The 24224-nt window shown below is 72.7% G+C and carries 23 protein-coding genes; 8 read left to right on the plus strand and 15 right to left on the minus strand.

Translation table 11 applies throughout. From position 1 onward, the window contains the following. Positions 1–41 precede the first annotated feature (41 nt). The 3 genes from ACGFI7_RS23515 to ACGFI7_RS23525 all read left to right on the plus strand — a co-directional run bounded on the left by ACGFI7_RS23515 (position 42) and on the right by ACGFI7_RS23525 (position 2515). A complete protein-coding gene (locus ACGFI7_RS23515; RefSeq protein WP_393407956.1) occupies positions 42–857 on the plus strand; it encodes an SAM-dependent methyltransferase in 816 nt (271 codons plus the stop codon). Positions 858–941: 84 nt separating this feature from the next. Further along, positions 942–1625, plus strand: coding sequence for a TetR/AcrR family transcriptional regulator (locus tag ACGFI7_RS23520; protein WP_393407959.1), 684 nt, complete (start codon positions 942–944; stop codon positions 1623–1625). Between the two features lie 14 nt (positions 1626–1639). Then, positions 1640–2515 carry a VOC family protein gene (locus ACGFI7_RS23525; protein WP_393407961.1) on the plus strand — a complete coding sequence of 292 codons (876 nt, stop codon included), beginning with the start codon at positions 1640–1642 and terminating at the stop codon, positions 2513–2515. Here the strand turns inward: ACGFI7_RS23525 and ACGFI7_RS23530 are convergent. Together ACGFI7_RS23530 and ACGFI7_RS23535 are read right to left on the minus strand one after the other, a co-directional pair. Then, positions 2493–3143: a hypothetical protein gene (locus ACGFI7_RS23530; protein ID WP_393407964.1), complete on the minus strand. Its 651-nt coding sequence runs from the start codon at positions 3141–3143 to the stop codon at positions 2493–2495. The genes ACGFI7_RS23525 and ACGFI7_RS23530 overlap by 23 nt on opposite strands. 13 nt (positions 3144–3156) lie before the next feature. Beyond that, positions 3157–4359 carry a hypothetical protein gene (locus ACGFI7_RS23535; protein ID WP_393407967.1) on the minus strand — a complete coding sequence of 401 codons (1203 nt, stop codon included), beginning with the start codon at positions 4357–4359 and terminating at the stop codon, positions 3157–3159. A 155-nt stretch (positions 4360–4514) separates the two neighbouring features. On the opposite strand from ACGFI7_RS23535, the gene ACGFI7_RS23540 reads away from it, so the two are divergent. Both ACGFI7_RS23540 and ACGFI7_RS23545 read left to right on the plus strand, forming a co-directional pair. Then, on the plus strand, positions 4515–5093 hold the full coding sequence (locus ACGFI7_RS23540) for a hemerythrin domain-containing protein (RefSeq protein ID WP_393407970.1): 579 nt from the start codon (positions 4515–4517) through the stop codon (positions 5091–5093). Between the two features lie 59 nt (positions 5094–5152). Beyond that, the gene (locus tag ACGFI7_RS23545; protein ID WP_393407973.1) at positions 5153–5596 is read left to right on the plus strand and encodes a DUF4383 domain-containing protein; all 444 of its coding nucleotides are present in this window, start codon (positions 5153–5155) and stop codon (positions 5594–5596) included. Positions 5597–5654: 58 nt separating this feature from the next. On the opposite strand, the gene ACGFI7_RS23550 is transcribed toward ACGFI7_RS23545, so the two are convergent. From ACGFI7_RS23550 to ACGFI7_RS23560, 3 genes are all read right to left on the minus strand, one after another. After that, the gene (locus tag ACGFI7_RS23550; protein WP_393407976.1) at positions 5655–6113 is read right to left on the minus strand and encodes a hypothetical protein; all 459 of its coding nucleotides are present in this window, start codon (positions 6111–6113) and stop codon (positions 5655–5657) included. Between the two features lie 205 nt (positions 6114–6318). Further along, positions 6319–7053 carry an SDR family NAD(P)-dependent oxidoreductase gene (locus tag ACGFI7_RS23555; RefSeq protein WP_393407979.1) on the minus strand — a complete coding sequence of 245 codons (735 nt, stop codon included), beginning with the start codon at positions 7051–7053 and terminating at the stop codon, positions 6319–6321. A gap of 57 nt (positions 7054–7110) precedes the next feature. Beyond that, a complete protein-coding gene (locus ACGFI7_RS23560; protein ID WP_393407982.1) occupies positions 7111–7689 on the minus strand; it encodes a TetR/AcrR family transcriptional regulator in 579 nt (192 codons plus the stop codon). A 101-nt stretch (positions 7690–7790) separates the two neighbouring features. Here ACGFI7_RS23560 and ACGFI7_RS23565 point away from each other — a divergent pair, with 101 nt between their 5' ends. Beyond that, positions 7791–9173: a S41 family peptidase gene (locus ACGFI7_RS23565; RefSeq protein ID WP_393407985.1), complete on the plus strand. Its 1383-nt coding sequence runs from the start codon at positions 7791–7793 to the stop codon at positions 9171–9173. A gap of 5 nt (positions 9174–9178) precedes the next feature. Here ACGFI7_RS23565 and ACGFI7_RS23570 read toward each other — a convergent pair whose 3' ends face one another. Together ACGFI7_RS23570 and ACGFI7_RS23575 are read right to left on the minus strand one after the other, a co-directional pair. Next, on the minus strand, positions 9179–9661 hold the full coding sequence (locus ACGFI7_RS23570) for a hypothetical protein (protein WP_393407988.1): 483 nt from the start codon (positions 9659–9661) through the stop codon (positions 9179–9181). A 73-nt stretch (positions 9662–9734) separates the two neighbouring features. Continuing rightward, complete coding sequence (locus ACGFI7_RS23575; RefSeq protein ID WP_393407991.1) at positions 9735–12416, minus strand: ATP-binding protein; 2682 nt, start codon at positions 12414–12416, stop codon at positions 9735–9737. Between the two features lie 137 nt (positions 12417–12553). On the opposite strand from ACGFI7_RS23575, the gene ACGFI7_RS23580 reads away from it, so the two are divergent. Next, the gene (locus ACGFI7_RS23580) at positions 12554–13816 is read left to right on the plus strand and encodes an FAD-binding oxidoreductase (RefSeq protein ID WP_393407994.1); all 1263 of its coding nucleotides are present in this window, start codon (positions 12554–12556) and stop codon (positions 13814–13816) included. 4 nt (positions 13817–13820) lie between these two features. Further along, complete coding sequence (locus tag ACGFI7_RS23585) at positions 13821–14456, plus strand: alpha/beta fold hydrolase (protein ID WP_393407997.1); 636 nt, start codon at positions 13821–13823, stop codon at positions 14454–14456. 39 nt (positions 14457–14495) lie between these two features. Here ACGFI7_RS23585 and ACGFI7_RS23590 read toward each other — a convergent pair whose 3' ends face one another. The 8 genes from ACGFI7_RS23590 to ACGFI7_RS23625 all read right to left on the minus strand — a co-directional run bounded on the left by ACGFI7_RS23590 (position 14496) and on the right by ACGFI7_RS23625 (position 24116). Next, positions 14496–15359 carry a hypothetical protein gene (locus ACGFI7_RS23590; protein WP_393408000.1) on the minus strand — a complete coding sequence of 288 codons (864 nt, stop codon included), beginning with the start codon at positions 15357–15359 and terminating at the stop codon, positions 14496–14498. Positions 15360–15452: 93 nt separating this feature from the next. Continuing rightward, entirely contained in the window at positions 15453–16115 is a 663-nt protein-coding gene (locus ACGFI7_RS23595; RefSeq protein ID WP_393408003.1) for an AIM24 family protein, read from the minus strand. Positions 16116–16133: 18 nt separating this feature from the next. After that, positions 16134–16808: a sensor domain-containing protein gene (locus ACGFI7_RS23600; protein WP_393408006.1), complete on the minus strand. Its 675-nt coding sequence runs from the start codon at positions 16806–16808 to the stop codon at positions 16134–16136. Positions 16809–17063: 255 nt separating this feature from the next. Continuing rightward, complete coding sequence (locus tag ACGFI7_RS23605) at positions 17064–19775, minus strand: DUF5682 family protein (protein ID WP_393408009.1); 2712 nt, start codon at positions 19773–19775, stop codon at positions 17064–17066. Then, positions 19772–20887 (minus strand): AAA family ATPase, encoded by a 1116-nt coding sequence (locus ACGFI7_RS23610; RefSeq protein ID WP_393408012.1) that lies wholly within the window; start codon positions 20885–20887, stop codon positions 19772–19774. The genes ACGFI7_RS23605 and ACGFI7_RS23610 overlap by 4 nt, the downstream gene beginning before the upstream one ends. Positions 20888–20896: 9 nt before the next feature. Next, positions 20897–22213 carry a VWA domain-containing protein gene (locus ACGFI7_RS23615; protein ID WP_393408015.1) on the minus strand — a complete coding sequence of 439 codons (1317 nt, stop codon included), beginning with the start codon at positions 22211–22213 and terminating at the stop codon, positions 20897–20899. Beyond that, on the minus strand, positions 22210–23619 hold the full coding sequence (locus ACGFI7_RS23620; protein ID WP_393408018.1) for a hypothetical protein: 1410 nt from the start codon (positions 23617–23619) through the stop codon (positions 22210–22212). Before ACGFI7_RS23620 ends, ACGFI7_RS23615 begins: the two co-directional genes overlap by 4 nt. After that, entirely contained in the window at positions 23619–24116 is a 498-nt protein-coding gene (locus tag ACGFI7_RS23625) for a hypothetical protein (protein WP_393408021.1), read from the minus strand. Before ACGFI7_RS23625 ends, ACGFI7_RS23620 begins: the two co-directional genes overlap by 1 nt. Between the last annotated feature and the right edge of the window lie 108 nt (positions 24117–24224).

A 24224-nucleotide genomic window follows, 5' to 3' on the forward strand; every position in this document is an offset into this window, starting at 1 on the left:
GCTACCGTGGTCTGTAGCGCTCCGCGAACAGGAGATCACTCATGAGCGATGCCACCCCGCCGCCGGTCCCGGGCGTGTCGGCCAGCACGCCCAGCGTCGCTCGGATCAACAACTACTTCGCCGGCGGCAAGGACAACTTCGCGATCGACCGCGAGATCGCCGAGCGGGTGCTCGCCCTGGCCCCCGAGGCCAAGGACATCGGCGACCACGTCCAGGAGTTCCGCCAGCGGGTGGTCGCCCACATGATAGAGGCCGGGGTGCGGCAGTTCCTCCAGATCGGCGCCTGGCTGCCGGTGCAGCGCAACGTCCACCAGATCGCCCAGGAGCTCGCGCCCGAGTCCCGGGCCGTCTACGTCTCCGACGACCCGGTCGCGCTCAACCACGCCCGCGCCCTGCTGGCCACCAACGAGCGCACCGGCGTGGCCGAGGGCGGGATCCTCTACCCCGACAAGATCTTCGAGCACCCGGTGACGCGGCAGCTCATCGACTTCTCCCAGCCGGTGATGGTGCTGCTCTTCGGCATGCTGCAGTACATTCCCGACGACTACGGCGCCTACGAGAGCGTGGCCGCCCTGCGCGACCGCCTCGCGCCGGGCAGCCACATCGCGATCACCCACGCCGTCTTCGACACCCGGCCCGACATCGCCGAGGCGATCGCCGACATCTACCGCGACGCGCTCAAGCGCCCCTCGGGCGGGCCGCGGACCATGGCCCAGGTCAAGCGCTTCTTCGACGGCCTGGAGCTGGTGGAGCCGGGCTTCGTCTACGTCCGGCAGTGGCGTCCCGAGGCGCCGGTCTCCGACGCCGAGGCCGCCGAGCACTGGGTCGCCGCCGGCGTCGGCCGCAAGCCGGGCTGATCCCCGATCCGTGGCCGTCCGGCTTTCTCACGCGTACCGATGACCAAAATGCTAATCTGGTCATCGGTCATGAAGGGAGTGGTCGTGAGCCAGAGGGAGCGGGCCGACCGGATCCTCGACGCGGCGAAGGACCTGCTGCTGCGCTGGGGCTACCGGCGCGTCAGCATCGAGGAGATCGCCAAGCGGGCCGGCGTCGGCAAGGGCACCGTCTACCTGCACTGGCGCTCCCGCGAGGAGCTGTTCTTCGCCGTCGCGGCGCGCGAGGCGGCCGACATGCTCGCCGCCGTCACCGGCGCCATGCGGCGCGACCCCGGCGAGATCGCGCTCCACCGCTACCTGCGGCGGTTCTTCCTGGAGGCGATGGAACGGCCGGTGCTGCGGGCGATCTTCACCAGGGACGCCGAGACCATGGGCAAGTTCCTGACCAGCCCGGCGCGGCGACCGCTCGAAGGGGCCAAGCTGCTGGCCTCGCGGGCCTACCTGGAGATCCTGGCCGGCCACGGGCTGCTGCGCGCGGGGCTGCGGCCCGAGGACCTCGACTACCCGCTGCCCACCATCGCGTACGGGTTCTTCGCCGTCGAGCCGCTGCTGCCGCCCCAGCTCGACCTCGACCTCGACGCCAAGGCCGGCCACCTGGCCGAGACGCTGCGCCGCACGTTCGAGCCCGCCGAGCCGCCGCCCCCTGAGCGGTACGCGCGCGCGGCGGGCCCGGTCATCGCGGTCTTCGAGCGGCTCGGCCAGGAGTTCGGCGACGCCGCCTACCGCTGAGGAGGCGACCCGCCATGGGTCACGACATCACCGGCCCGCACCACGTCGGCCACCTCGTGCACGACCTGGCCGACGCCGTGGACCGCTACCGCCGCCTGGGGTTCACCCTGGCCCCGCCCGCCTATCCCGTGCTGCCCGGGTCGACCCGGCCCGCCGGGGTGGCGAACGCGCACGCGTACTTCGAGCGCGGCTTCCTGGAGCTGGTGGCGTTCGGCCGGATGCCGGCGGACGCCCGGCCGCTCCCCCTGGACGTGCCCGAAGACCGGGTCCCGGCCGTCGCCGCGGCGCTGGAGGCCGTCACCGCCTCCCTCGTGGCCCGCCTGCGGCGGTTCCAGGGGGTGCACATCGTGATGCTGGACTCGGCCGACCTGGAGGTCACCGCCGCCCGGCTGGACGCCGACGGCGTCGGCCACGGCGGCGTGCAGCCGATCCGGCGCCCGGTCGAGACGCCGTCGGGCACCCGGATGGACCCGGCACGCTACCTGGAGCTGACCGACCTCCCCGAAGGGCGGGTCGGCATGGCGCAGAACCTCTCCGAGGCGGAGGCGGCCGGGCATCCCAACGGCGCGGTGGGCCTGGCCGAGGTGGTGCTCTGCGTCGAGGACGGAGACGTCGCCGCGACCGAGCGGCGGTACGCGACCTACCTGGGCGGGTCGCCTGGCCTCGTCAGGGTGGTGGGCGCGTCGGCGTTCCCCGAGCTGTTCCCTGGCGAGGCTCCGCCGGGGGTGCCGGGGTTCGCGGCCTTCGCCGTCGAGGTGGCCGACCCGGCCGCCACCGGGCGACTCCTGCACGCCGCGGGCGTCCCCCTCGGCCGCACCGGCGAGGGGGACCCGTTCGTACCGGCGTCCGAGGCTCTCGGCGTGCCGATCACTTTCCGACCGGCTCGCTGACCTCGTCCAGGGTGGCGTCGCGGCCCTCCCGGGAGCCCCGGTAGGCGTCGCGGCGCAGCCGGGCGAGCACGCCCTCGATGCGCAGCGACGGGTGCGCGTGCCGTACCGGGTCGAAGGACAGGTCCGCGCCCTCCGCCAGCGTGGCGCGCAGGCGCAGCGTCGCCAGCGGCAGGGACGGTCCGCCCTTGCGCGCCGCCAGCAGGTGGAACAGCAGCTGACCTCGGCCCAGCGCCGCCGGCAGCAGGGCAGGATCGGCCGGCACGTTCTCCCCCTCGGGGACCGCGACCAGCCAGACCGGTCCCGTCTCGCTCGCGTACGGCACCACGCTGGAGTACGGCCCGGCGGCGAACCCCGCCCTGGGCCACAGCAGCCACGGAGCCCTGCCACAGGTGGAGAGCAGCAGGTCGAGCGGGCCGGGCAGGCGCATCGCCAGCCCCAGCACGTCAGGCAGGCGGCCGGGCAGCGACCCGCCCTTCGACAGCCGGGCGATCACCTCGTACCGTCCGCGCTCGTCCAGGACGGGCACGCCCAGCTTGCCCGCCCCGGTCACCTCCAGCGTCCCGGCCAGCAACCGGCCGCGCGGGTGCAGGACCCGGCCGCCGCGCAGCCGGGCCCCGAACGCCGCCATGGTGCCGATCAAGTCAGCGACCGAGCTGAAGACTGCGCACCGGGTGGGCGCCTTCGGTCTCCAGCCGGTACTCCTCGCCGGACTTGTGCACGTTCTCCTCCATCACCCTCTCGGACGGCGGCCGCTCGCCGCCCATGATCTGCTCCTGCAGCTTCTCGAACCGCTCGTGGGCCTCCTGGACGTAGCCGGTGCCCAGCGTGGTGTAGTCGATCTGGGTCGCGAGCAGCTCGCGGATGTACGCCTTGTTCGGCTCGAACGTGACCGGGGCCGGCAGCTCGGGCGCCAGCACCTGCTCCGGGTCACGGCCGTCGTGCCTCTTGAACAGCTCGGCCGCCAGGCGCAGGTGCTCCAGCTCCATGTTGAGATGGAGCTCCCAGATGCTCTTCACCTTGGGGTCCGACTCGGTCTGCATGAACGAGTGGTACAGGTAGCACTCGTTGTACTCGTGGTTGAGCAGCATCTCCCACCAGCTCTCGCCCGGGTCGACGAGCGACTCGTAGTGGGTGACGTGCTCCTCCTCGATCAGCCCGATCTCCTGGTAGAGCTGGCGGGCGATCGGCTCCATGTAGGTCGGGCCGACGTTCATGTAGAAGTTCATCGTCTGCTGCTCGGCGGCCATGATGGTGAGCGCGTGCAGCTTGGAGATCGGCTCCGTGGTGCTCTTGTCGTACGGGTCGCGGACGTTGTCCATCGGGTCCCGGTGGTGCAGGTAGGTCGGCCGGCCCGGCATGATCTCGGTCAGGTTGTCGACGATCTTCTCGGCCTTGCGGTGCTCGATCATCTCGTACAGGTTGGAGTACCGGTAGAGGTGGTCGAAGTCCTCCAGGACGCCGAACTGGTAGGCCTGCTTGAGGTAAGGGTCGGGCTCCATGCGGGCGACCCAGGCCGTCAGGTCGACCGCGACCTGCTCGTAGGCGATGGTCGTCTCCAGCACCGACGCGACGCCCGGCAGCAGCCAGTTGACCGCCTTCTGCTGCTGCGCCTCGATGTAGCGGACGCGGGCGAGCTGCTGCTTGATCTCGGTGTCCGGGCAGTGGCGGGCGAGCTGGTGGCTGAAGAAGATCGCCTCTGTCTCGATGCCGTTCATCGCGATGACGCGGCAGCGCGTGTACGGGTCCGCGTGGTCGGGATCGATCGGCATGACGTTCAGTTCACGCCAGTTGCGCAGTTGCTTGTCCAGCGGGATGCCCCGCTCCTGCAAGGGATTGAAGGTCATGGATGTGCGCTCCTTCGAGCTAATCGACTCGGGGGGCGTGCGAGTCCGGCCTACCCGAGGACTTCGAAGGCAATCGCCCCGGCTCGCCGGAGGCACATGCGTGACCAGCCGCACCAGGGGTAGGCAGCGGCCGGGACCCCGAAAGGAGATGGAACGTGACGAAGACGGCCCCTGAACGCATGCAGGAAACGGACGTCATCGAACTGCTGATCGCCCAGCACGGGATGATCAGGAATCTGTTCGACGAGGTCGAACAGGCGCCACCCGGTCAGCGCGGTGACGCCTTCACCCGGCTGGTGCGGCTGCTGGCCGTGCACGAGACGGCCGAGGAGGAGATCGTCCACCCGTACGCGCGCGCCAAGCTGGACGGCGGGGCGGGCGTGGTCGAGGACCGCCTCGAGGAGGAGCACGAGGCCAAGAAGCTCCTCCAGGAGATGGACCAGGAGGGCCCGGACGCGCCCGGCTTCATGGACAAGCTCCTGACGCTGCGCGCCGCCGTCGAGGCGCACGCCCGCGCCGAGGAGCGGTACGAGTTCGCCAAGATCGTCCAGCACACCACGGAGGCGGAGCGGCGCGCGCTCGGCGCCGGCGTCAAGGCCGCCGAAGCCATGGCGCCCACGCACCCGCACCCCGGCACCGAGTCGGCGACCAAGAACATTCTCGTGGGCACTCCCGTCGCCATGATGGACCGCGTGAGGGACGTCATCCGCCAAGCCATGGGCAAAAAGGACTGACCCGGTCCGTACCGGGTAGACGGCCCGGCACCGAAGAGATCCATTCCGAGGGAGCTCATATGAACACCCCGCGTACAGCCCGCCGGACGCCCGTGCAGTTAGCGGCACTCGTCGCCGGGGCGGTCTTCCTGCTGGTCGGTGTCCTGGGGTTCGTCCCCGGCATCACCACGAACTTCGACCAGCTCCAGTTCGCCTCGCACGAGTCGGACGCGATGCTCCTGGGCGTGTTCCAGGTGTCGATCCTGCACAACATCGTGCACCTGCTGTTCGGGGTCGCCGGCATCCTTCTCGCCCGCACCTGGTCGGGCGCCCGTAACTTCCTGATCGGCGGCGGCGTCATCTACCTGCTGCTGTGGCTCTACGGGATGCTGATCGGTCACGACACCCCGGCGAACTTCGTGCCGGTGAACGACGCGGACAACTGGCTCCACCTGGTCCTGGGTGTGGGCATGATCGCGCTGGGCCTGCTCCTGGCGCGGCGCCGCCCGAACGGCGTCCGCTGACTCAAGCCCCCGTGCGCGGCCTCCCCCGGGCCGTGCACGGGTCCGGCGTGTCCGGGGGTCAGGCCCCGCCGCCGTCCCGGTGCCGGAACGCGGGCACCGCCCGGGCCAGCAGCCAGCCGACCAGGCCGGTGACCACGCCCACCAGGACCCCGGTGAACAGGCTGCTGCCGAACGCGAACGTCCGCATCAGCGCCTCCTCCGCGCCCGGCGACAGCGCGCCCGCCAGATTCCCGCCGAGCTGGGGCGGATCATCGAACGCCGCCCCCCAGAACAGCTGGTGCGCGACCGCGAGCAGCACCCCGTAGGCGCCGCCGATCGCCAGCAGGGTCAGGAACGGGTTCGGCACCCGCCTCCACAGCACGACGCCCAGCCAGATCACGACCGGCAGGAACACCAGCACCGCGTTGACGACCGGGCCGACCGGCCCCAGGTCGTGCGCGACGACCCGGGGCACGCCGAGCGCGGCCAGCCCCAGGATCGCGATCGGCGACATCCCGAGAGAGCTCGTCTTGTTCATCGCCCGACCGTAAGCGTACGGCTCGGTCCGGGGCGTCGCCCCGCGGTTGTGTCCCGTGTACGCGCGGACGCGTACGGGATCGCGGCGCGTGTAGGCGGAAAGATGTACGCGCCGGCTCCGCCGTCCCCGCCTTTCTGATGATGCGGCTCTGATGATGCGGCTCTGATGATGCGGCTCTGATGATGCGGCTCTGATGAGGCGGCGGTCAGGCGCTGGCCGCGCCGTCCACCACCAGGTCGTGACCGACGACGAAGCTCGACCGGCCGGAGGCCAGCCAGACGACGGTCGCGGCCACCTCGGCGGAGTCGGCGAGCCGGCCGAGCGGCATCGACGGCGTGATCCTGGCGTCGCGCTCGGCGGCGGTCTCGCCCGGCAGGTAGGTCATGGTCGTGTCGGTGGCGCCGGGGCTGACGGCGTTGATCCGGATGCCGGCGGCGGCGTACTCGCGCGCCGCCGCCCTGGACAGCACGCTGACCGCGGCCTTCGAGGCGGCGTACGCGGCCAGGCCGGGCACGCGCTGGTGCGCGCCGATGTTGGACGCCACGTTCACGATGGACCCGCCGCCGTGCTCCTTCATGTACGCGATCTCGTACTTCATGGCGTGGAAGACGCCGGTCAGGTTGGTGTCGAGCACGTCGGCCCAGTCGGCGGTGTCCAGGTCGGCGAGCGGGCCCGGGCGGCCCAGCACCCCGGCGTTGTTGACGGCGACGTGCAGGCCGCCGTGCCGGTCGGCGGTGTAGTCGACCATGCGGGCGCAGTCGGCGGCGCTGGCCACGTCGGCGGCGACCCAGTCGGCGTCGAGCCGCTTGGCCGCGTCGGCGAGCCGCCCCTCGTCGCGCCCGGTGATCACCACCGTGGCGCCCTCCTCCTTGAACGCGCGGGCGACGGCGTAGCCGATACCGGCGGAACCACCGGTGATGAGAACGATCTTGTCCTGCATGTGAGCCCCTCTTTTAAGAACGATCGATCTGGAATATGGGCATGAAAAAAGGCCGGGTCAGCCCAGGACGGCCAGCGCCTGTTCCGCCGCGTCGTCCAGCCGGGCGGCGCCACCCGAGGTCCGGCCGAGCACCCGCATGCCCTGCATGAACACCAGCAGCATCCGGGCGAGCGCCCGCGGGTCCTTGTCCTCGCTCAGCTCGCCCTGGGCCCGCGCCCTGGTCAGCGCCGAGGTCAGCACCGTCTCCAGGTGACTCCAGCTCGCCTCCACGAACGCGGCGGCGGCCTCGTCGCGCGGCGCCAGCTCCACCGCGGCGTTCACCACCATGCAGCCGCGCCGGTCGTCACCGCTGGACTCCGCCGCGTACGTCCTGATCAGCGCCCGCACCGCCGGCAGCACCGGGCCGGGCTGGGACAGCGCGTCGAGGACGGCGGGGTCCCTGCTGCGTACATAGCGATGCAGAGTCTGGAGATAGAGCTCGCGCTTGCCGCCGAACGTGGCGTAGAGACTGGCCCGCGCGATGCCGAGCCGCTCGACCAGGTCGGCCATCGAGGTCGCCTCGTAGCCGCGCTCCCAGAAGAGCTCCAGCGCCCGCTGCAGCGCCGCGTCTGGGTCGAACTCCTTGCTCCTCGCCATGCCCTGGACCCTAACCCTATCCAGAACGATCAGTCAAATAAGCGGGACGTTAACAAGACCGTTCACAGCCCGGCAACCGCCTCCCCATGACGCTGACGGACATGAAGACGACGACGAGGGTCATCACCGCCCTCACCCTGACGTTCACCGCATTCGCCTGCGCGCCGCGGGCCCCCCAGGCGGTCGCCGCCACCACCGCGTGCGAACCGCTGACCGGCCCCGTCGAGGGCGGGCTGACCGCGACCACCGTGACGACGATCGAGCAGGCGTACGACTGCGTCTTCGCGCGCTACTACGGCGCCCCGGCGCTCGACCACCGCACCGTGCTGGCCTCCGCCTTCGCCGCCTACACCCGCTACCTGCAGCGCCACGGCCTCGACCGTCCGGACGCCACCATGCCCGCGCTCGGCGGCGGCCGGGAGGCCGACCGGAAGGCGTTCGCCGAGGTCTACGCCCGCGTGGCGGAGAGCCTGCCGGAGCGGGCCAGGCAGGCCGCCGCCGAGGCCACGATGCAAGGCATGACCGACTCCCTGCACGACAACCACGCCGCCTGGATCCGCCCCAGGGACGAGGGCGAACCGGGCCTGGCGTTCGGCTACGGCGTCGACGGCATGTCCGGGCACCGGGGCGGGCGGCCCGACCCGGCCGTGGGCCCGCCGCTGCACATCACCTCCGTGATGCCCGGCAGCCCGGCCGCCGAGCGCGGGATCCGGCCCGGCGACGTGCTGGTCTCCGTGAACGGCGCTCCCCCGTACGTCGCCGGGGTCCTCTCCCCCGGCGTCCTGAAGCTGCTGGCCGAGAACGAGCCGCTGCGGCTGACCCTGCGCCGGCCGGCGACGGGCCGCACCTGGAAGACGACGCTCAAGGCCGGTGAGTTCCGCGCCGAACGGCCGACGCCGTCGTCCAGGCGGACCGGCGGCGCCGCCTACGTGAAGCTGCCGGACTTCGGCCCCGGCACGGCGGACGAGGTGATCCGCGCCGTCGGCGAACTCCGCAAGAAGGGCAAGCTGAGCGGGGTCGTGCTGGACCTGCGGGGCAACCGGGGCGGCTCGCCCCAGGAGGTGACCCGCCTGCTCGGTGCGTTCGCGCACGGCAAGGTGACCGGCCACGAGTGCGACGTGCACGGCTCCTGCACCGCCCTGCGGACGGACGACTCCGTCCCGCTGCTGAAGCTGCCGCTGGTCGTGCTCGTCGACCGGCAGTGCGGCTCGGCCTGCGACGACTTCAGCGCCGCGGTCAAGGGCCTGAAGCTGGCCCCGCTGGTCGGCACCCGGACCGCCGGCGCGCTCTCCGGCCCGGCGAGCGCCTTCCGGCTCGGCGACGGGAGCATCCTGCTGCTGCCCGGCAAGCGCCACGTCGGCCCGGACAAGGAGGTCGTCGACGACATCGGCGTGGCCCCCGACCACCACGCCCCGCTCACGGCGGAAGACCTGTCCAAGGGCCGCGACCCGGGCCTGGCCAAGGCGCTCGCCCTGCTCTCCTAGATCTCTCAGGAGTACGCGGCCACCATGCCGACGATCATCAGCAGGAACCCGATCGTCGTGACGACCACCCCCGCGACGACGCACCGGCGGCGCGCTCCCGGCCCACCCCACCAGTACGCGATCACGTACGGGAGGAAGCCCAGCCCCATGAGCCCCGCGGCCGGCACGGCGGAGGCGCCCAGCACTCCCTTGACCCCGTCAGGGAGCGCGCGGGCGCCGTCGGGGGTGAGCCGGGCCCGCGTCACGTCACCCGCACTGGAGTCGGGCGAGGCCGCGACCATGACGGGCGCCCCGCCGTCATCGGGGACGAACCGGCCCCGGCAGTCGTAACGCCCCTTGCCCAGCGCCTCACAGGACAGCACGGTGAGGGTCCCGGGGGTGCCGACATGGCCGAGCGCAAGCTGGAAGCCGGGCACCGCCACCGGGATCGGCGCCAGGCAGACGGCCAGCCAGAGAAGGATCAGCACGATCCGGCGAGGGGTCACCATGCGCACCAGGATCGAGGCGCCGACTTGCGGATGACTTGGCCCCCACTGCGCCCCTCAACCGGCCCGGCCGGCTCTATCCGGAACGATCGCTCGACTTGATCAAGCGGAGTGTGGCCTCCCGCTCATGGGCCGCCCCGATCCGCCCCCACATCTCCGCCGACTCGCTCAACGCCTCCCGGTCCCCCCGCAACCGCCCGACGGCCCGCTTCAGGCAGGCGGCGGCCCACGCGTTCTCCTCCCCCGCCGCCCCCGCCGCGGCCACCCGCTCAGCGGCATCCGGATCCCCGCGGACCACGGCCAGCTCCGCCACCGAGGCGATCGCGTACCTCCCGAACATCCCACCGCCGTGGCCCTCTCCCGCAGGCGCGACCGCGTCACCCTCCAGAGCGAGGTCGGCTCGGTGGATCGCGAGGCGGGCGTCGATGAAGGTGATCAGAGGGGCGTGGCGGGAGGCCGGGCCGATGTGGCCGACGGCGATCGCGCGGGCCCGCCACGCCCGGCATGCCACGGCGTCTCCGCGCAGCCCGTGGGCCAGCGCCACCATGCCGAGCGCGGGAGTCATCCACCGTCCGGGCGGGGCGTCCACGCGCGCCTGCCCGTCCACCATCTCGGCCGCCCGCGCGAGCGCCTGGTCGAAGTCGCCCGTGAGCACCAGCGGAGGCACCAGCCTGCTGTGGGCCAGCGCGGGATGGCTGCCCGTGACGTCGTCGTCCGCCGCCATCCTGGCCGCCTCCAGGGCCCCGGGCAGGTCGCCGACGGCGACGGCGTAGAAGGACGCGGTGTGCAGCGCGTCGACGATCTCGATACCGGTGCGCGGGTCGTCGCCGTCCATGGCGGGCAGCAGGTCGAGCCGCTCCCCCGCCAGCCGGTACGCCTCCCTGGCCCGTCCCCCGCGATCGGCGACGCAGATGACGGCGTCCAACGCGGAGCTGGTCAGCACCGGGTCCCCGGTGGCCCGTGCGGCTTCCAACGCCCGCCCGGCCGTGTCGGGCCGCCTGGTGGCCCAGGCACGCGCCGCCGCCACGTGCGCGGCCACGTACGGATCATCCGGGTCTCCCACCGCGGCCGCCTCCACCGGCAGCGCCCGCACCCGCTCCTCCTCCGGCTCGTCGTCGAACCCGAACCCCGGGTGCCTCTCAGCGATCACCGCCGCCCGCGCCAGCGCCACCGCCTCGGCGTTCCCGTCGCCGGCCGCCCGCGCCCTCTCGGCAGCGCCGAGCTGCAACCGGTAAGCCTGACCCGCCCGCGCGAACGCCAGCGCGCACTCCGCGGCGTCGGCCAGATCCCGCGCCGCCTCCCCCTCCCCAGGAGCCAGCACCGCCGCCTGCTCGTAACGCGCGACGGCCTCCCGCAGGAACCTCCGCCCGTACGTCAGCCTCGCCAGGCTCCTGGCCAGCCGATGCGCCTCCCCACCGCCAGCCGGCCTGTCAACGCTCGTGGCCGGGGAGACAGCGGTGGCGAGGGCCGCTCGCAGGTCGTCGGCCACGGCGTCGAAGCGGCCCCACCAGGCGGTGTCGGGGTCGTCCGCGCGGGCGGCGGTGAGCGCGTCGGCTGTTTCGACGGCCCAGGCGAGGTGGCGCCGCCGGGTGTCCGGGAGCTCGCCGCACTCCTCCAGGCGTTCGGCGGCGAAGGCGCGGACCGTCTCCAGCAGGCGCCAGCCGCCGGCGTCGCGGCGGTGGACGACCAGGCTCTTGTCGACCAGCCTGCCCAGCACGTCGGCGGCGGCGCTCCGGCTGCCGCCCGTCACGGCCACCACGGCGTCCAGGCCGAACTCGCCCGCGAACACCGCCAGCCGCCGGAACAGGGCCCGCTCGTCCTCCTCCAGCAGGTCGTGGCTCCAGCCCAGCACGGTGCGGAGCGACCGATGCCGCTGGTCGCCGCCGCGCCCGCCCGCCAGCAACCGCAGGTTGTCGTCGAGCACCGCCAGCAGGCCGTCGGCCCCCAGCGCGGCCCCCCGGGCGGCGGCCAGCTCGATCGCCAGCGGGAGCCCGTCGAGCCGGGCGCAGATGCGCGAGGCGACGTCCCGCCCGGCGGCGAACCCGGCGGCCTCCGCCCGGTCGAGGAACAGCTCGACCGCGTCGGACCCCGGCGGCAGCGGCTCTACGGAGACCACCCGCTCGCCGGGGACGCCGAGCCGCTCGCGGCTGGTCACCAGCACCCGGGTGGCGGGACAGACCGCCAGCAGCCGGTCCACGAGCGCGGCCACCGGATCGAGCAGGTGCTCGCAGTTGTCCAGCACCAGCAGCGCGCGCCCGCGCCCGAGCCGGTCGGCGATCGCGTCCTCCAGCGGCTGCCCGGGCCGCTCCGCCACGCCGAGCGCCGCGGCCACCGCCTCCGCCACGAACCCGTCGCGCACCGGCACCAGGTCCACGAACGCGCCGCCGTGCGGGAACGACGACGACGCCCCGGCGACCGCCACCGCGAGCCGGGTCTTGCCCACCCCGCCGGGCCCCGCCAGCGTCACCAGGCGGGAGGACTCGAAGGCCGCGGTGATCTCCGCGCGCTCCGCCGACCTCCCCACGAAGCTCGTGCGCGCCGCCGGCAGCCCCGTCAGCTCTCCTGCCCGGCTCTCCCGGGCGAGCGCGGCCAGCTCCTTGCGGTCGGCGGCCCCGTGCTTGCGCAGCAGCGACGAGACGTGGCTCTCGACGGTGCGGACGGAAATGTGCAGGCGGGCGGCGATCTGCGCGTTGGTGAGGCGGTGCCCGAGCGCCGCCAGCACCTCGGCCTCGCGCTCCGACATCCCTTCACCCGCCACGGCCCCATCATCGCCCACCGCACCGGAACGGGTGCGAGTGGGCGGTGAATCCGTGGTGAATCCGTGGTCCACACGGATGCCCCCCGCGGGGGCGCCGCAGGAGTCTGAGATCGGGTCAACCACCGAAGGGACGCATCATGCTGACGAACATCGCCGACCGGATCGACGGCTTCACCGGTGCCGTGCACCTGCCGGGTGACGAGGGTTACGAGCTGGGCCGGCAGTCGCTGAACCCGGCGGTCGACGCGCGGCCGGTCATGGTCGCGGAGGCGGCGCGGCCGGAGGACGTGCGGGCCGCCGTGGTGTCCGCCGGTACGTGCGGGCTGCCGCTGGCCGTGCAGGCCACCGGGCACGGGACGCATGTGCCGGCCGACGGCGGGATCCTGCTGCGGACGGGGGCGCTGGACCGGGTGGAGATCGACCCGGTGAGGCGGGTGGCGCGGGTCGGGCCCGGCGTGCGCTGGGGGCGGGTGCTGCGGGAGGCCGCCGGGTACGGGCTGGCGCCGCTGTCGGGGTCGTCGCCCGACGTCGGGGTGACGGGATACACGCTCGGCGGCGGGGTCGGGTGGCTGGCGCGCAGGTACGGGCTCGCGGCCGACAGCGTGGTGAGCGCCGAGGTGGTCACCGCCGACGGCCGGACCGTCACGGCGGACGCCGACCGGCACGCCGACCTGTTCTGGGCGCTGCGGGGCGGGGGCGGCAACTTCGGGATCGTCACCTCGCTGGAGTTCCGGCTCTACCCGGTCGACCTGGTCCATGCCGGGATCGCCTTCTTCCCGTACGAGCGGGCGGCCGAGACCCTGGCCCACTACCGCGCATGGGCGGCGCAGGCCCCCGACGAGGTGAGCACGGCGGTCATGCTCACCTCCCTGCCGGGCGGGACCGAGCGGGTGCTCGGCATCAAGGCCATGTACGCGGGAGCACCCGAGCGGGGCGACCGGGTGCTCCGGCCGCTGTGGGAGGCGGCAGGGCCCGCGATCAGGGACGAGGTGCGGCCGGTCCGGTACGCGGACGCGGCCATGGGCGGCACCCCGGCCCGCTACCTCGACTTCTTCCACGACCTGCCGGACGAGGTGATCGGCACCCTGGTGGAGGCAGGGCGGCACGCCACCGTGGAGATCAGGCACTGGGGCGGCGCGATGTCCCGCCCAGGCCCGGACGCGGGGCCGGTCGGGCACCGGGGCGCGGCGTTCTCGGTCATCGTCAGCGAGCGGCTCCCCGGCATGTCCGGCGCACTGTCGCCGCACGGGACCGGCGCCACGTTCCTCAACTTCCTGGCCGACGCCGGGCGGGTCGCGGACGCGTACACGGACGCCGATCATGCCCGGCTGACCGGGGTGAAGCGTGCGTACGACCCGGACAACCTGTTCCGGCTCAACCTCAACATCGCGCCCCGGTGACGTCGTGCCCCGGGTCACGTCCTGCGACGGGACGTCCATCGCGTACCGGCGGAAGGGTACGGGGCCGGCGGTGGTCCTGGCCGGGTTCCCCGACAGGGCGGCGGCCCTGCTGGCGGAGCGGTTCACCGTGTACAGCTACGACCGGCGAGGCACCGGCGGCAGCGGGAACACCACCCCGTACGCGGTGGCGCGGGAAGTCGAGGACCTGGCGGCAGTGGTGGCCGCGGCCGGCGACATCGCGCACTCCCGCGACACAGCGACAGCCGGCGGGACGGTGGCGCTGGCGGGATGGGGTCCCGGGGCAGTCCTCGCCCTGGAAGCCGCCCGCCTCCTTCCGTCCCTCACCGCACTCGCCGTGACCGGCCTGGGCCCTCTCGTCCCCACTTCCCGCCCGGAGCACGCCCACCCCGAGAGCGTCCGCACCTCGGTCGGCCACGCCGAAACCCGCAGCACCCGTACGGAGGACGCGCTGCGGCAACTGATCTCCGAGGCGGAGTCACCGATCCCGGCGGAACTCGCCGCCGCCCGGTGGTCGTGGCTGGCGGTTCCGGTGCTCGTCCTCGGAAACCCCGCACTGGCGGCCGTCCTCAGCGAGGGCAGAGCGCGTTCTCCCATGGTGATGCGCGAACCCAGGGGATGAACTCGGAACTGCCCTCTGGGCCGGGGCGACGTCTTCGTCTTACTCGAAGAGCTTGCTCACGGAGTCGACCAGTGCGGCCCGCTGCAGCCACTTCTCCAGCGTCTTGGTGTCGGTGCAGGACATGATCCGATCCCGGTCTTCGTCGGTCACCCGGAACCCGCGCGCTTCCAGCACGACGAGCAGCCCCTTGGCCTCGCCTCGGGCTTCCCCCTCCGCCTGCCCCTTCGCCAAGAGGCTCTGAGCGTACTCTCCCTGGTAGAGGTAGGACTGTGTGGCCATGAGCTGCTCCATCTCTTTCTGCGCGTCCCCCGTCAGTGCCACGGTTACGTACTCAGCGTAGCGTCCGGCCTTCTCCGGGTCGATGTGGTCCAGGGCTTCTACCAGGGTGGCGAGGATGGCTTTGATCTGCGGATCCTCGCTATGGGTGATCGCCGCGATCGCCGCCAGGCCGATGTTGCCGACGGCCTCGGCGACGTCGGTGATGACAGGCGTGTTGTCGGGGCCGATGACGAAGGGACACAGGGCCAGGCCCGGGTGTCCGGTCTCGATGCGCTGGGACGCCCATACGGCTACGGCGCGGCTGGGGCAGATGACGACCAGCAGAGCCGGACAGCGGTCGCGGGCGCGCATGTTGGCGATGTAAGCCAGCCACGTCCAGTGTTTGGTGTCGTCGCGCTGACGTTGGACCTCGGTGATGACGGCCAGCTTGGCCCTTCCCTCGGTGTAAAGGAGTGCGGCGTCGGCCCGGTAGACGGAGGGGCTGATCTCCGACAGCTCGTTGGAGATGACTTCAGAGGTGGACGAGGGGATATGGAAGCCGAACAGCGTGCGGAGTGTGCGCGCGGTCTCTTCCGGATCGAGAGTGGTGATCCCGATGAGCCCCTCGTGGAGAGCGGTGACCATGACGAGAATATTACTCTCTGCGACTATGAAATTACCTTCGGTTGTCCCACGTCGAGAGGAGAGCTCGCGGATGAGTTGGCCCCGCTGCCCCCGTCAGCCGGTCGTCACTACCGGCGGGCCCTCGCTGGCCTGGACCAGTACGAACCCCTGGCCCTGGAACGCCAGCTGCATGGCTTCGCCGCTGCCCCGGCCGATCAGCGCACCGGCCTTGAAGGAGCGGTTGACGCCGACGTGCAGCCCCGCGCTCCAGCAGACCGCCGACTGCCCGTCGGCGAAGGTGGGCATGGCGGCGGCGTCGAGCATCACGGGGGTGCCGTGGGTGGTGACGGCCACCCAGCCGGTGCCGGTGAGCGTGGTGTTGAACAGCCCGCCCGCCGCGACGCCGGCCCCCTGCACCCGCTTGATGTCCCAGTTGATCTGCGGCTGGAAGGCCAGCAGGTTGCGGCCGTTGACGGTCAGGCCCTCGTTCTCCAGATAGAACAGGTGGATGTCGTCGGCGTTGTCGGCGAGGAACAGCGCGCCCTGCCCGCGCACCCGCATGAGCGAGGCGCCTTCACCGGTCATCGCCTTCTTGAACAGCTTGCCGAGCCCGCCCGAGCCTTCGTAGTCGAAGTCCCAGGCCCCCTGGAAGGCCACCATGGACCCCTGCTTGGCGAGCACCTCGGGCAGCTCCACCCGGAGCATCTTGCCGTTCTGCAGGGCGAAGCCTGGAGGGAGCTGCTGGTTGTCCAGGTTGCCGAAGATGGGGCTGCGCACAGGGGGAACCTTCCGAAATCAGGCGGTCCGGGTGAGCCGCGGCTCCACGATATGCGGCGCGGCGGCCGGGCGCGCGAGAGCCGGCCGGGTGAGCATGAGCTCGGCCAGGCTCGCCTTGACGAGGGCGGCGCCGCGCAGCACGGGCGCCAGGGTGATGGCGAACAGCAGCCCCAGAACGGTGTGCCAGACCACGAACAGCGCCGGGCTGGCGCCGAACCCGAGCAGGTCGGGCAGGCCAGTCTCGACGGCGCCGGGGATGGCGGCGATGATCCACCCGTACAGCGGGAAGGTCAGGCCGGCCAGCGCGCCCGCCCACCAGACGGCGGCCACCACGAACGCGGCGATCGCGATCGGGAAGGCGATGATGACGTGCAGCACGTCCATGAGCGCCTGGCCGCTGGTCAGCGGGTTCATCATCCGGCGGAACCAACCCGCCCAGACGGGCGCTTCGCGGTAACGGGGCCGGGCGATCGGGTGGCCGAGCACCCCGGGCAGGGCGGCCCGCTCGGCGTCGGCGACGTTCCTGGCGAGCGCGGCGGTGGCGGCCAGCACGGGCAACCCGACGAAGGCGACGGCGGCGCCCAGCCCGGCCGACACACCTGCGACGACCAGCGGGAACGAGACGACGGCGGCGGGAAAGGACAGGAACACGTAGCGGGAGTCGATGGCGATGCGCTGGTGGAGGGTCGTCATACCGGCAACGCTACGGACCCGCGCCGCCCGAATCAGTCCCGCGAGCACGCCGAACGAAGGTAGGGAAAACCCCACCCCCGCCCGCCGGTGAGCACGCCGAGCAGTCCCCCGGAGGACCCCGCTCAGCGCGCCGACCAGCGGCCCCCGCAAGGCCCGGCTCAGCGAGGGCTCCCCGAAGGCGCTGCTCAACACGCCCACGAGCAGGCTCCCAGGGGTCGCTCAGCGCGCCGCGAGCAGTGCCCCGGGGAACGCTGCTCAGTGAGCCGAGAGGAGCTCGCCGAGGGCGTCGGCCGTGGCCGGGTGGCGGGACAGGAGGTCGCCTGCCGGGCCTGGGCCCGGGGTGTCGGTGGATCGCCAGGTGCCCGTGCAGCCCAGGAGGGCCGCCAGGGCGTCGGTCGAATCCGGGCGGGCGGCGAGCAGGTCCGCCACCGGCCCGCCCGCCGGGGCCTCGGGAACGGCCTCGCGGGGTGTGGCGTGCCAGGGCGGGGTCCACGCGTCCACCGCCGCGAGCGTGCCGGGGAACGTCCGGCCCGCTTCCCGTACGAGGACCGGGACCAGCTCGGCCGCCTCGTCCTTGAGCGTGGTGATCAGCTTGGGCAGCCACGGGAGCAGCACGCTGTCGGGCAGGCCCGCGAACGCGTCGGAGATCAGCTCGACCACGAACGGCGTAAGCGCGGGCGCGGGTTCGAGCGCCTGCACGAAGCCGCTCAGATACTGCGGGAAGGACGGCACCACCAGCGGGTTGGCCAGCAGCTCCGCGCAGCGCTCCCGCAGCTCGGCCAGCGGCAGCAGGCCGAGCTGGAACCGGGCCGCCCACAGCAGCGCCACCTTGCCGGGCGTCTCCGGGTGCGACTGCTTGACCGCCAGCTCCAGCTGGGCGCGGTCGCAGCCGAGCGAGATCGCCAGGCTCTCCATCCCGGCCAGGAAGCCGAGCATGGCCGCCACCTGCCGCACCCCGGTGTCGTCGGCCACGAACGCGGTCGGCAGGAGCGTGCAGTAGTGGGCGTATCCGGTGGTGACGAACCGCTCGCACCAGGCGGGCAGCGCGGGCTCGGCGACCCGGTAGTGGGCGAGCAGCCGGCGGATGCGGCGCAGCACGTCGGGCGCGTCGTCGACGGTACGCTCGGCCGCCAGCAGCTCCACCGCCCGCGTCCCGAGCTCCTCGGTGAACCGGCGGCTCTCCAGGAGCACGATGGACTCCTCCACCGCCTCCAGCGCGACGGCGGCGGTCGCCTTCGGATCGTTCACCATCGCGCGCAGCCGCTGCTCCAGCACCTGCTCGACGGTGACGCCCTCGTAGCCCAGCTCGATCAGCGCACGCTGGTGGTGGCCGAGGGCGACGTCCCAGCTCTCCTGCCTGGACCGCTCGCCCAGCGCACGATCGCCCATGATGGGCCGCACCGCGCCTTGCGGCATCAACCGGAGCAGCATCCACAGCAGGTGGGAGCAGGGCTGCAGGTCGGGGTCGGCGGTGAAGTCGAGCAGCACCCGGTGCACGGCCCGTTTGCGCACGTCGACGCCGAGCGGCTGGAGCCGGTCGTAGACGTCCTGGGCGAGCGGCGGCAGCGAGGCGTAGCCGACCTCGCCGATCCGGTCGCCGCCGAGCAGGATCTCGCAGAGCTGCGCCACGTCCCTGCGGCCGGGCACGGCGTCCTTCTCGATGCAGGTGACGGCCGCGTCCTGGAAGTCGTACGGGGTGGGCCTGGCCCGGTTGCGCATCCCGGCCAGCAGGATCGACGTCTCGAACACCGCGATGGCGTCGGCGGTGCTGGCCAGGTAGCCGTTGCGGCGGGCCAGCCGGACGATGTCGACGCACCAGCCGAGCAGCTCGGCCTCGTCCAGCTCGTCCAGCGCGGGCGGGCTGGACAGGAACCCGGTCAGCCGGTCGGTCACCGCCTCGGCGGCGGCCGGGGCGGCCTTGCGCGGCCGGCTCTTCGACGGCTGGCCCTTGAGCTGGTAGGTCTTGACGCCGCCGCGGGTGACCGCCTTGGCGTAGGTGGCCGCAGCGATCGACACCGAGCCGGGGGCCAGCCCGAACTGCGCCTCGACGGCCGAGTGGCTGGCCGGGACGATGCCGTACTGCCAGGCGGTGGCGGTGCGCGGGGTGATCTCGTACGCGGGAGCCCCGGCACGCAGGCCGAACTCCTCGACCCGGCTGGCCGCGTGGAAGGCGCCGCACACGTACAGGCAGCGGCCGGGGTCGGCGCCGGTGGCGGTGAGGTGCTCGCGCATGCGGGTCCACATGTGGCGCTCGCGTTCCTCGTCGCCGGCCAGCCGGGGCGAGCCGGCCGGGGTCAGCCGCCGGAACAGGCTGCCGATCAGCACCATGACCTGCCGGTAGGTGTCGTAGTCGGCCCCGGAGAGCGGCTGCTCGACGTACTGGTCCCACCACTCCGACCAGTGGCGCACTTTCGCGTGGTGCAGCAGGTGCGCCTCCAGCTCGGCGAAGCGCGGCCGCAGGTCGCCGATCTCGATGCCGACGGACTCGTCCGGCCGCTCCTTCGGCAGCCACTGGTAGACATGGTCGGCCGAGCGGTCGACCAGCACCAGCTCCACGCCCGGGGTGTCGAGCGCGTAGGCGATGGCCTGGTATTCGGCGGACGCCTCGGTGATCGGCGCGATCACGTTGAGCGGGCCCCAGTCGCCGGGGAAGCCGTCGAGCTCGGTGGCGAACGCCTGCAGCGCGACCGGGAGCCGGCAGTTGCGCAGCTCGTCGAGCACCGGCCGCAGGTCCTCGCAGAGCTCCAGGTAGATGACCTCGGGCTGTTTCTCGCGCAGCCTCCTGGCCATGGCCAGCGCCGAGGCCGGGGAGTGGTGGCAGACCGGGAAGATCTCCAGCGGCTCCGTCAGCGCCCGGTCGACGTCGTCGACCAGGCCCGACAGGATGCCGGACAGCTCGCCCGGCCCGTCGGCGAAGGTCTCGGCGGCGGCGTGCAGCTGCTCGCGCAGCGCGGCGAACGGGCTCATGACAGGGTGGCGATCGCCTGGCGGCCGCCCTCGAGGAAGCCGGGCCACTCTCCGCCGTCCTTCTTGCTGCGCGGCTCGACGACGCCGTGCCAGTACTTGTTGAGGATGGCCAGGTCCTCGGGGCTGCGCCGGGCCAGCGACCCGACCAGCGACCCGGCCAGCGTCTCGGCGCGCAGCCGGCTGTCGCCGAAGAAGTTGCTGTGCAGGATCGCGTCCTCCAGCACGCCGATCTGCTCGGCGGTGGACAGCGCCGACTCCAGCTTCTCGTCGTCGCTGGTCGCCGATCGGGCGGCGGCGCGCAGGTCGGCGAAGCTCTGCAGCAGGATGTCGAGCAGCGACGGCGGCACCTCCAGCTCGATGCGGTGCCGGCGCAGCAGCTCGACGGTGCGGAAGCGGACGATCTCCGCCTCGCTCCGCTTGTTGGTCACGACCGGGATGCGGACGAAGTTGAAGCGCCGCTTGAGCGCCGACGACAGGTCGTTGACGCCCCGGTCGCGGCTGTTGGCGGTGGCGATCACGGAGAAGCCGGGCTTGGCGAAGACGATGTTGTCGTCGTCCAGCTCGGGGATGGACACGTACTTCTCGGACAGGATGGAGATCAGCGCGTCCTGCACGTCGCTGGTGGAGCGGGTCAGCTCCTCGAACCGGCCGATCACGCCCTGCTCCATCGCGGTCATGATCGGGGACGGGATCATCGACTGGCGCGACTGGCCCTTGGCGATCACCATGGACACGTTCCACGAGTACTTGATGTGGTCCTCGGTGGTGCCGGCGGTGCCCTGCACGACCAGCGTCGAGTTGCGGGAGATGGCGGCGGACAGCAGCTCGGCCAGCCAGCTCTTGCCGGTGCCCGGGTCGCCGATCAGCAGCAGGCCGCGGTCTGACGCGAGCGTGACGATGGCCCGCTCGACGAAGCTCCGGTCGCCGAACCACTTCTGCGGGATCTCCCGCTCCAGGCCGTCGGAGCGCTCGGAGCCGAGCACGAACAGCCGGACCATGCGCGGGCTGAGCCGCCAGGAGAACGGCTTGGGCCCGTCGTCGACCGACTCCAGCCAGTCGAGCTCTTCGGCGTACTTGACCTCGGCGGGGGCGCGCAGCATCTCATCGGTCATGGCGATCTCCTAGGTGAGGAAGCTCTTGAGCTCGAAGACGAGTTTGTTGACGTGGCCCGAGACGACGGGCGTGCCCAGGTCCTTGAACTTCTGGCGGAACCACGGGTTCACGCTCTGCTGACCTGAGCTGTTGACGGAGCCGACCGGGATGAACTTGACCCCTGAGCGATGGACCGCCTGGATGCCGTCGAACAACGGCTGGGACCGGTCGAACTCGTAGAAGTCGGAGATCCACACCATCGCGGTGTTGCGCGGGTCGGCGATCTTCGGCCGGGCCATCGCCATCGCGACCGGCCCGTCGTTGCCGCCGCCGAGGTTGGTACGGAGCAGCACCTCGAACGGGTCGTTCACCCACGGCGTCAGGTCGATCGCCCGGGTGTCGTAGGCGATCAGGTGGACGTCCACCTTGGGCAGCCCGGAGAAGATCGAGGCCAGGATGGTGCAGTTGACCATCGAGTCGACCATCGAGCCCGACTGGTCGACGACCACGATCATCCGGGCGGGGGTGGTGCGGCGGGCGGTGTGGCGGTAGAAGAGCCGGTCGACGTAGAGGCGTTCGTCGTCGGCGTTCCAGTTGGTGAGGTTCTTCCAGATGGTCCGGTCCAGGTCGAGGTTGCGGAAGACCCGCTTGGGCGGCACGCTCCGGTCGACGGTGCCCACGCTGGTCTGCTCCACCTGGGTGCGCAGCACCTGGGCGACCTCGTCGACGTAGCGGCGGATCAGCGCCTTGGCGTTGGCCAGCGCCACTCCCGACAGGTTGGACTTGTCGCGCAGCAGTTGCTCGATGAGCGACATGCTGGGGGTGAGCTGCCTGGCCAGCGCGGGGTCGCCGAGCACCTCGCGCAGCCGCATCCGGCGCACCAGGTCGCCTTCGAGCCCGGCGAGCATCCCGCCCAGCTCACTCTGCCCCGGCTGGCCGCGCAGCTCGCCGGGCTCGCAGCCGAGCGCCTGCTCGAACCAGCCCGCGTCACGCTGCCAGGCGGCCAGCCGGCCGGCGGTGACGTCGCCCGCCCCGGTCGCGAACAGGTTGAGCAGCAGCTTGGAGGCGAGCGCGGCGGTGCGGGCGCGGTCGCGGTCGTCGTCGCCCGTCAGCAGCCCCTGGAACTCGGGGCCGAGGTCGGGGAACCGCTGCACCAGGTTGTCGACGGACACGCCGGGGTCGAGCAGCTGGGCCGGCAGGCCGAGGTCCTCGACGACGGCGACGCTCGCGGACTCCAGCGTCGGCTGCTCGTCGGTGCCGAACACGCGCGCCAGCAACCGCCAGAGCAGCACCTGCCGGCGGTTGGCCTCGGCGGTGTCGGAAGGGGGAAGGTCGGGTGAGGTCATGAGCGCAGCAGCCGTCCCGCTCGCTCGCGGAGCACGCCGACCGGGTCGCCCGTCTTGGCCATGGCCTTGGCCGCCTTGGGGTCGGTGGTGCCCAGCGCCCAGTCGCCGTTGTGCGCGGCGACCGGCTTCTTCTTGACCGTGGCCTGCACGGCGAGCGGCTGCAGCAGCCATCCGCCGGCGTCCCAGCGCAGCAGCCCGACGCACGCCGTGGAGGCGGCGAGCAGCTCGGGTGTGAGCGGGCCGCACCCCGGCAACCGCCCGGCGGCGAACGGGAGCGTGGCCCCGTCGAGCGTGAACGTCACCCCGCCGTCGGCCTTGGCCGCCCGGTAGCCCTCGATGAAGACCGGCTCGGCGACGCGCGCCGGGTGACGGTCGAGCGGCGGGGTCGCGGGGACGAGCGCGCCCGCGAGCAGCAGCCGGGCGGTGGCGAACGGGTCGGTCGGCTCGCCGGCGGCGGCCTTGTCCTCCCGCCAGAGCAGGTCGCCGCCGGGAAGCAGCGGCAGGCCGTCGACCTCGACGGCGAGATGCCTGGCCAGCGCGGCCAGCAGCACCGGGTAGCCCTGCAGCAGCCCCCACACGGCGGGGCCGGTGATGGTGTCGACCTTGCCCGCGGCGACGCTCACCCGCACCAGCCGGGCCGGCCCGCCGTCCGCGGGCTCCAGCACGGCGTGCAGCTGGACCTGGACGGCGGTGCCGTGCTCGTGCACGTCGGCCCCGAGCGGCAGCAGCCGCCCCGAGACCGCCTCGGCCCCAGAGTCCGCACCCTGCCCGAGCCGGCCGAGCTCGGCCAGCAGCATGGCCCGCGTCCACAGGTCGGCCCAGCGCCGCGCGGGCAGCCGCTCCATCGTGGCCACCGGCGAGGAGTCGCGCAGCTCGGCGGCCAGCCCGTCGAGCAGCACGGCCAGGCGGCGCAGCGCCGGCTCGGCGAGCAGGCCCTCGATCGACTGGTCGCAGGCGGCGGCCAGGTCGTGACCGACCCCCCGCCAACCGGTGATGGCCAGCTCGTGCAGCCACGACCGGCACCCGGCGAGCTGGTTGTCGGGCACGGGATCGGCGGGAGCGGGGGCGCTCCACCGCTCCCGCTGCCGGCCCAGTGACTCGTCCAGGTGGGCCAGGAGCGCGTCGTGGGCGGCGCCGAGCAGGGCGGCGCGGGCGGCTGCCAGGGCCACCAGGTGCTCGCCGCCCACCGAGCCGGCCGACACCTTGCCGGCCGCCTCCGCCGCCCGGTCGCCCAGCGGCGTCGCCGCCACCGCGCCCGCCAGCGCGGCGATCGCGGCGCCCCGCTGCTCGCCCGTCCGGCCGAGACCGTGGGACAGCACGTCGTCGAAGCCGTCGACCAGCTCCAGCGCCTCGGCCAGGCCCGCGGGCGGCCCGCCCGCCAGCCCGGTCAGCTGCATCGCCAGCATCAGCGCACCGTCCCGGGGAACCAGTGGAGCTCGGGCAGCGGCGCCGTGGTGACCGGCAGCTCCAGGTAGCCCAGGTGACGCAGGAACCGGCTGAACACCACGGCGGCCGGCAGCGGCTCGTGGCCGCCGTCGAGCCGGGCGGCGAGGTCGGCGCCGGAGGCGACCGTCTCGGCCCCCTCGACCCGGAGGTAGCGGGCGACCCGCTCGGCCCCGTACTGCACGACCGCCTCGTCCACCAGGGACCGCAGGTGCTTGCAGAGCGAGCCGTAGAGACCGCCGCACGGGCGGTTGTTGTTGGTGCTGCAGTTGAAGCCGTGGGTCACGGCGGCGATCGAGGAGACGTACACGCGGGCGATGTCGGAGCCGCTGGACACCACCCCCTGCAGCCTGCCGTCGGCCAGCTCGACGAACGGCACCTTGGCCAGCTTGCGCGGCTGGACGGGAGGCACCACGCAGGTCACGCTGGTCTGTTCGTACGCGGTCGGGTCCGCGGGCATGAGGGACGACCTCCAGCCGGTTCGGCGATGATCAACGACCGGAAATGTAGCGGAGCCCACCGACATTCATCCGGCGCTCTCAGCACACGTTCATATCGGTCCATTACC

The sequence above is a fragment of the Nonomuraea sp. NPDC048826 genome (assembly GCF_043198225.1).
GTDB lineage: Bacteria > Actinomycetota > Actinomycetes > Streptosporangiales > Streptosporangiaceae > Nonomuraea.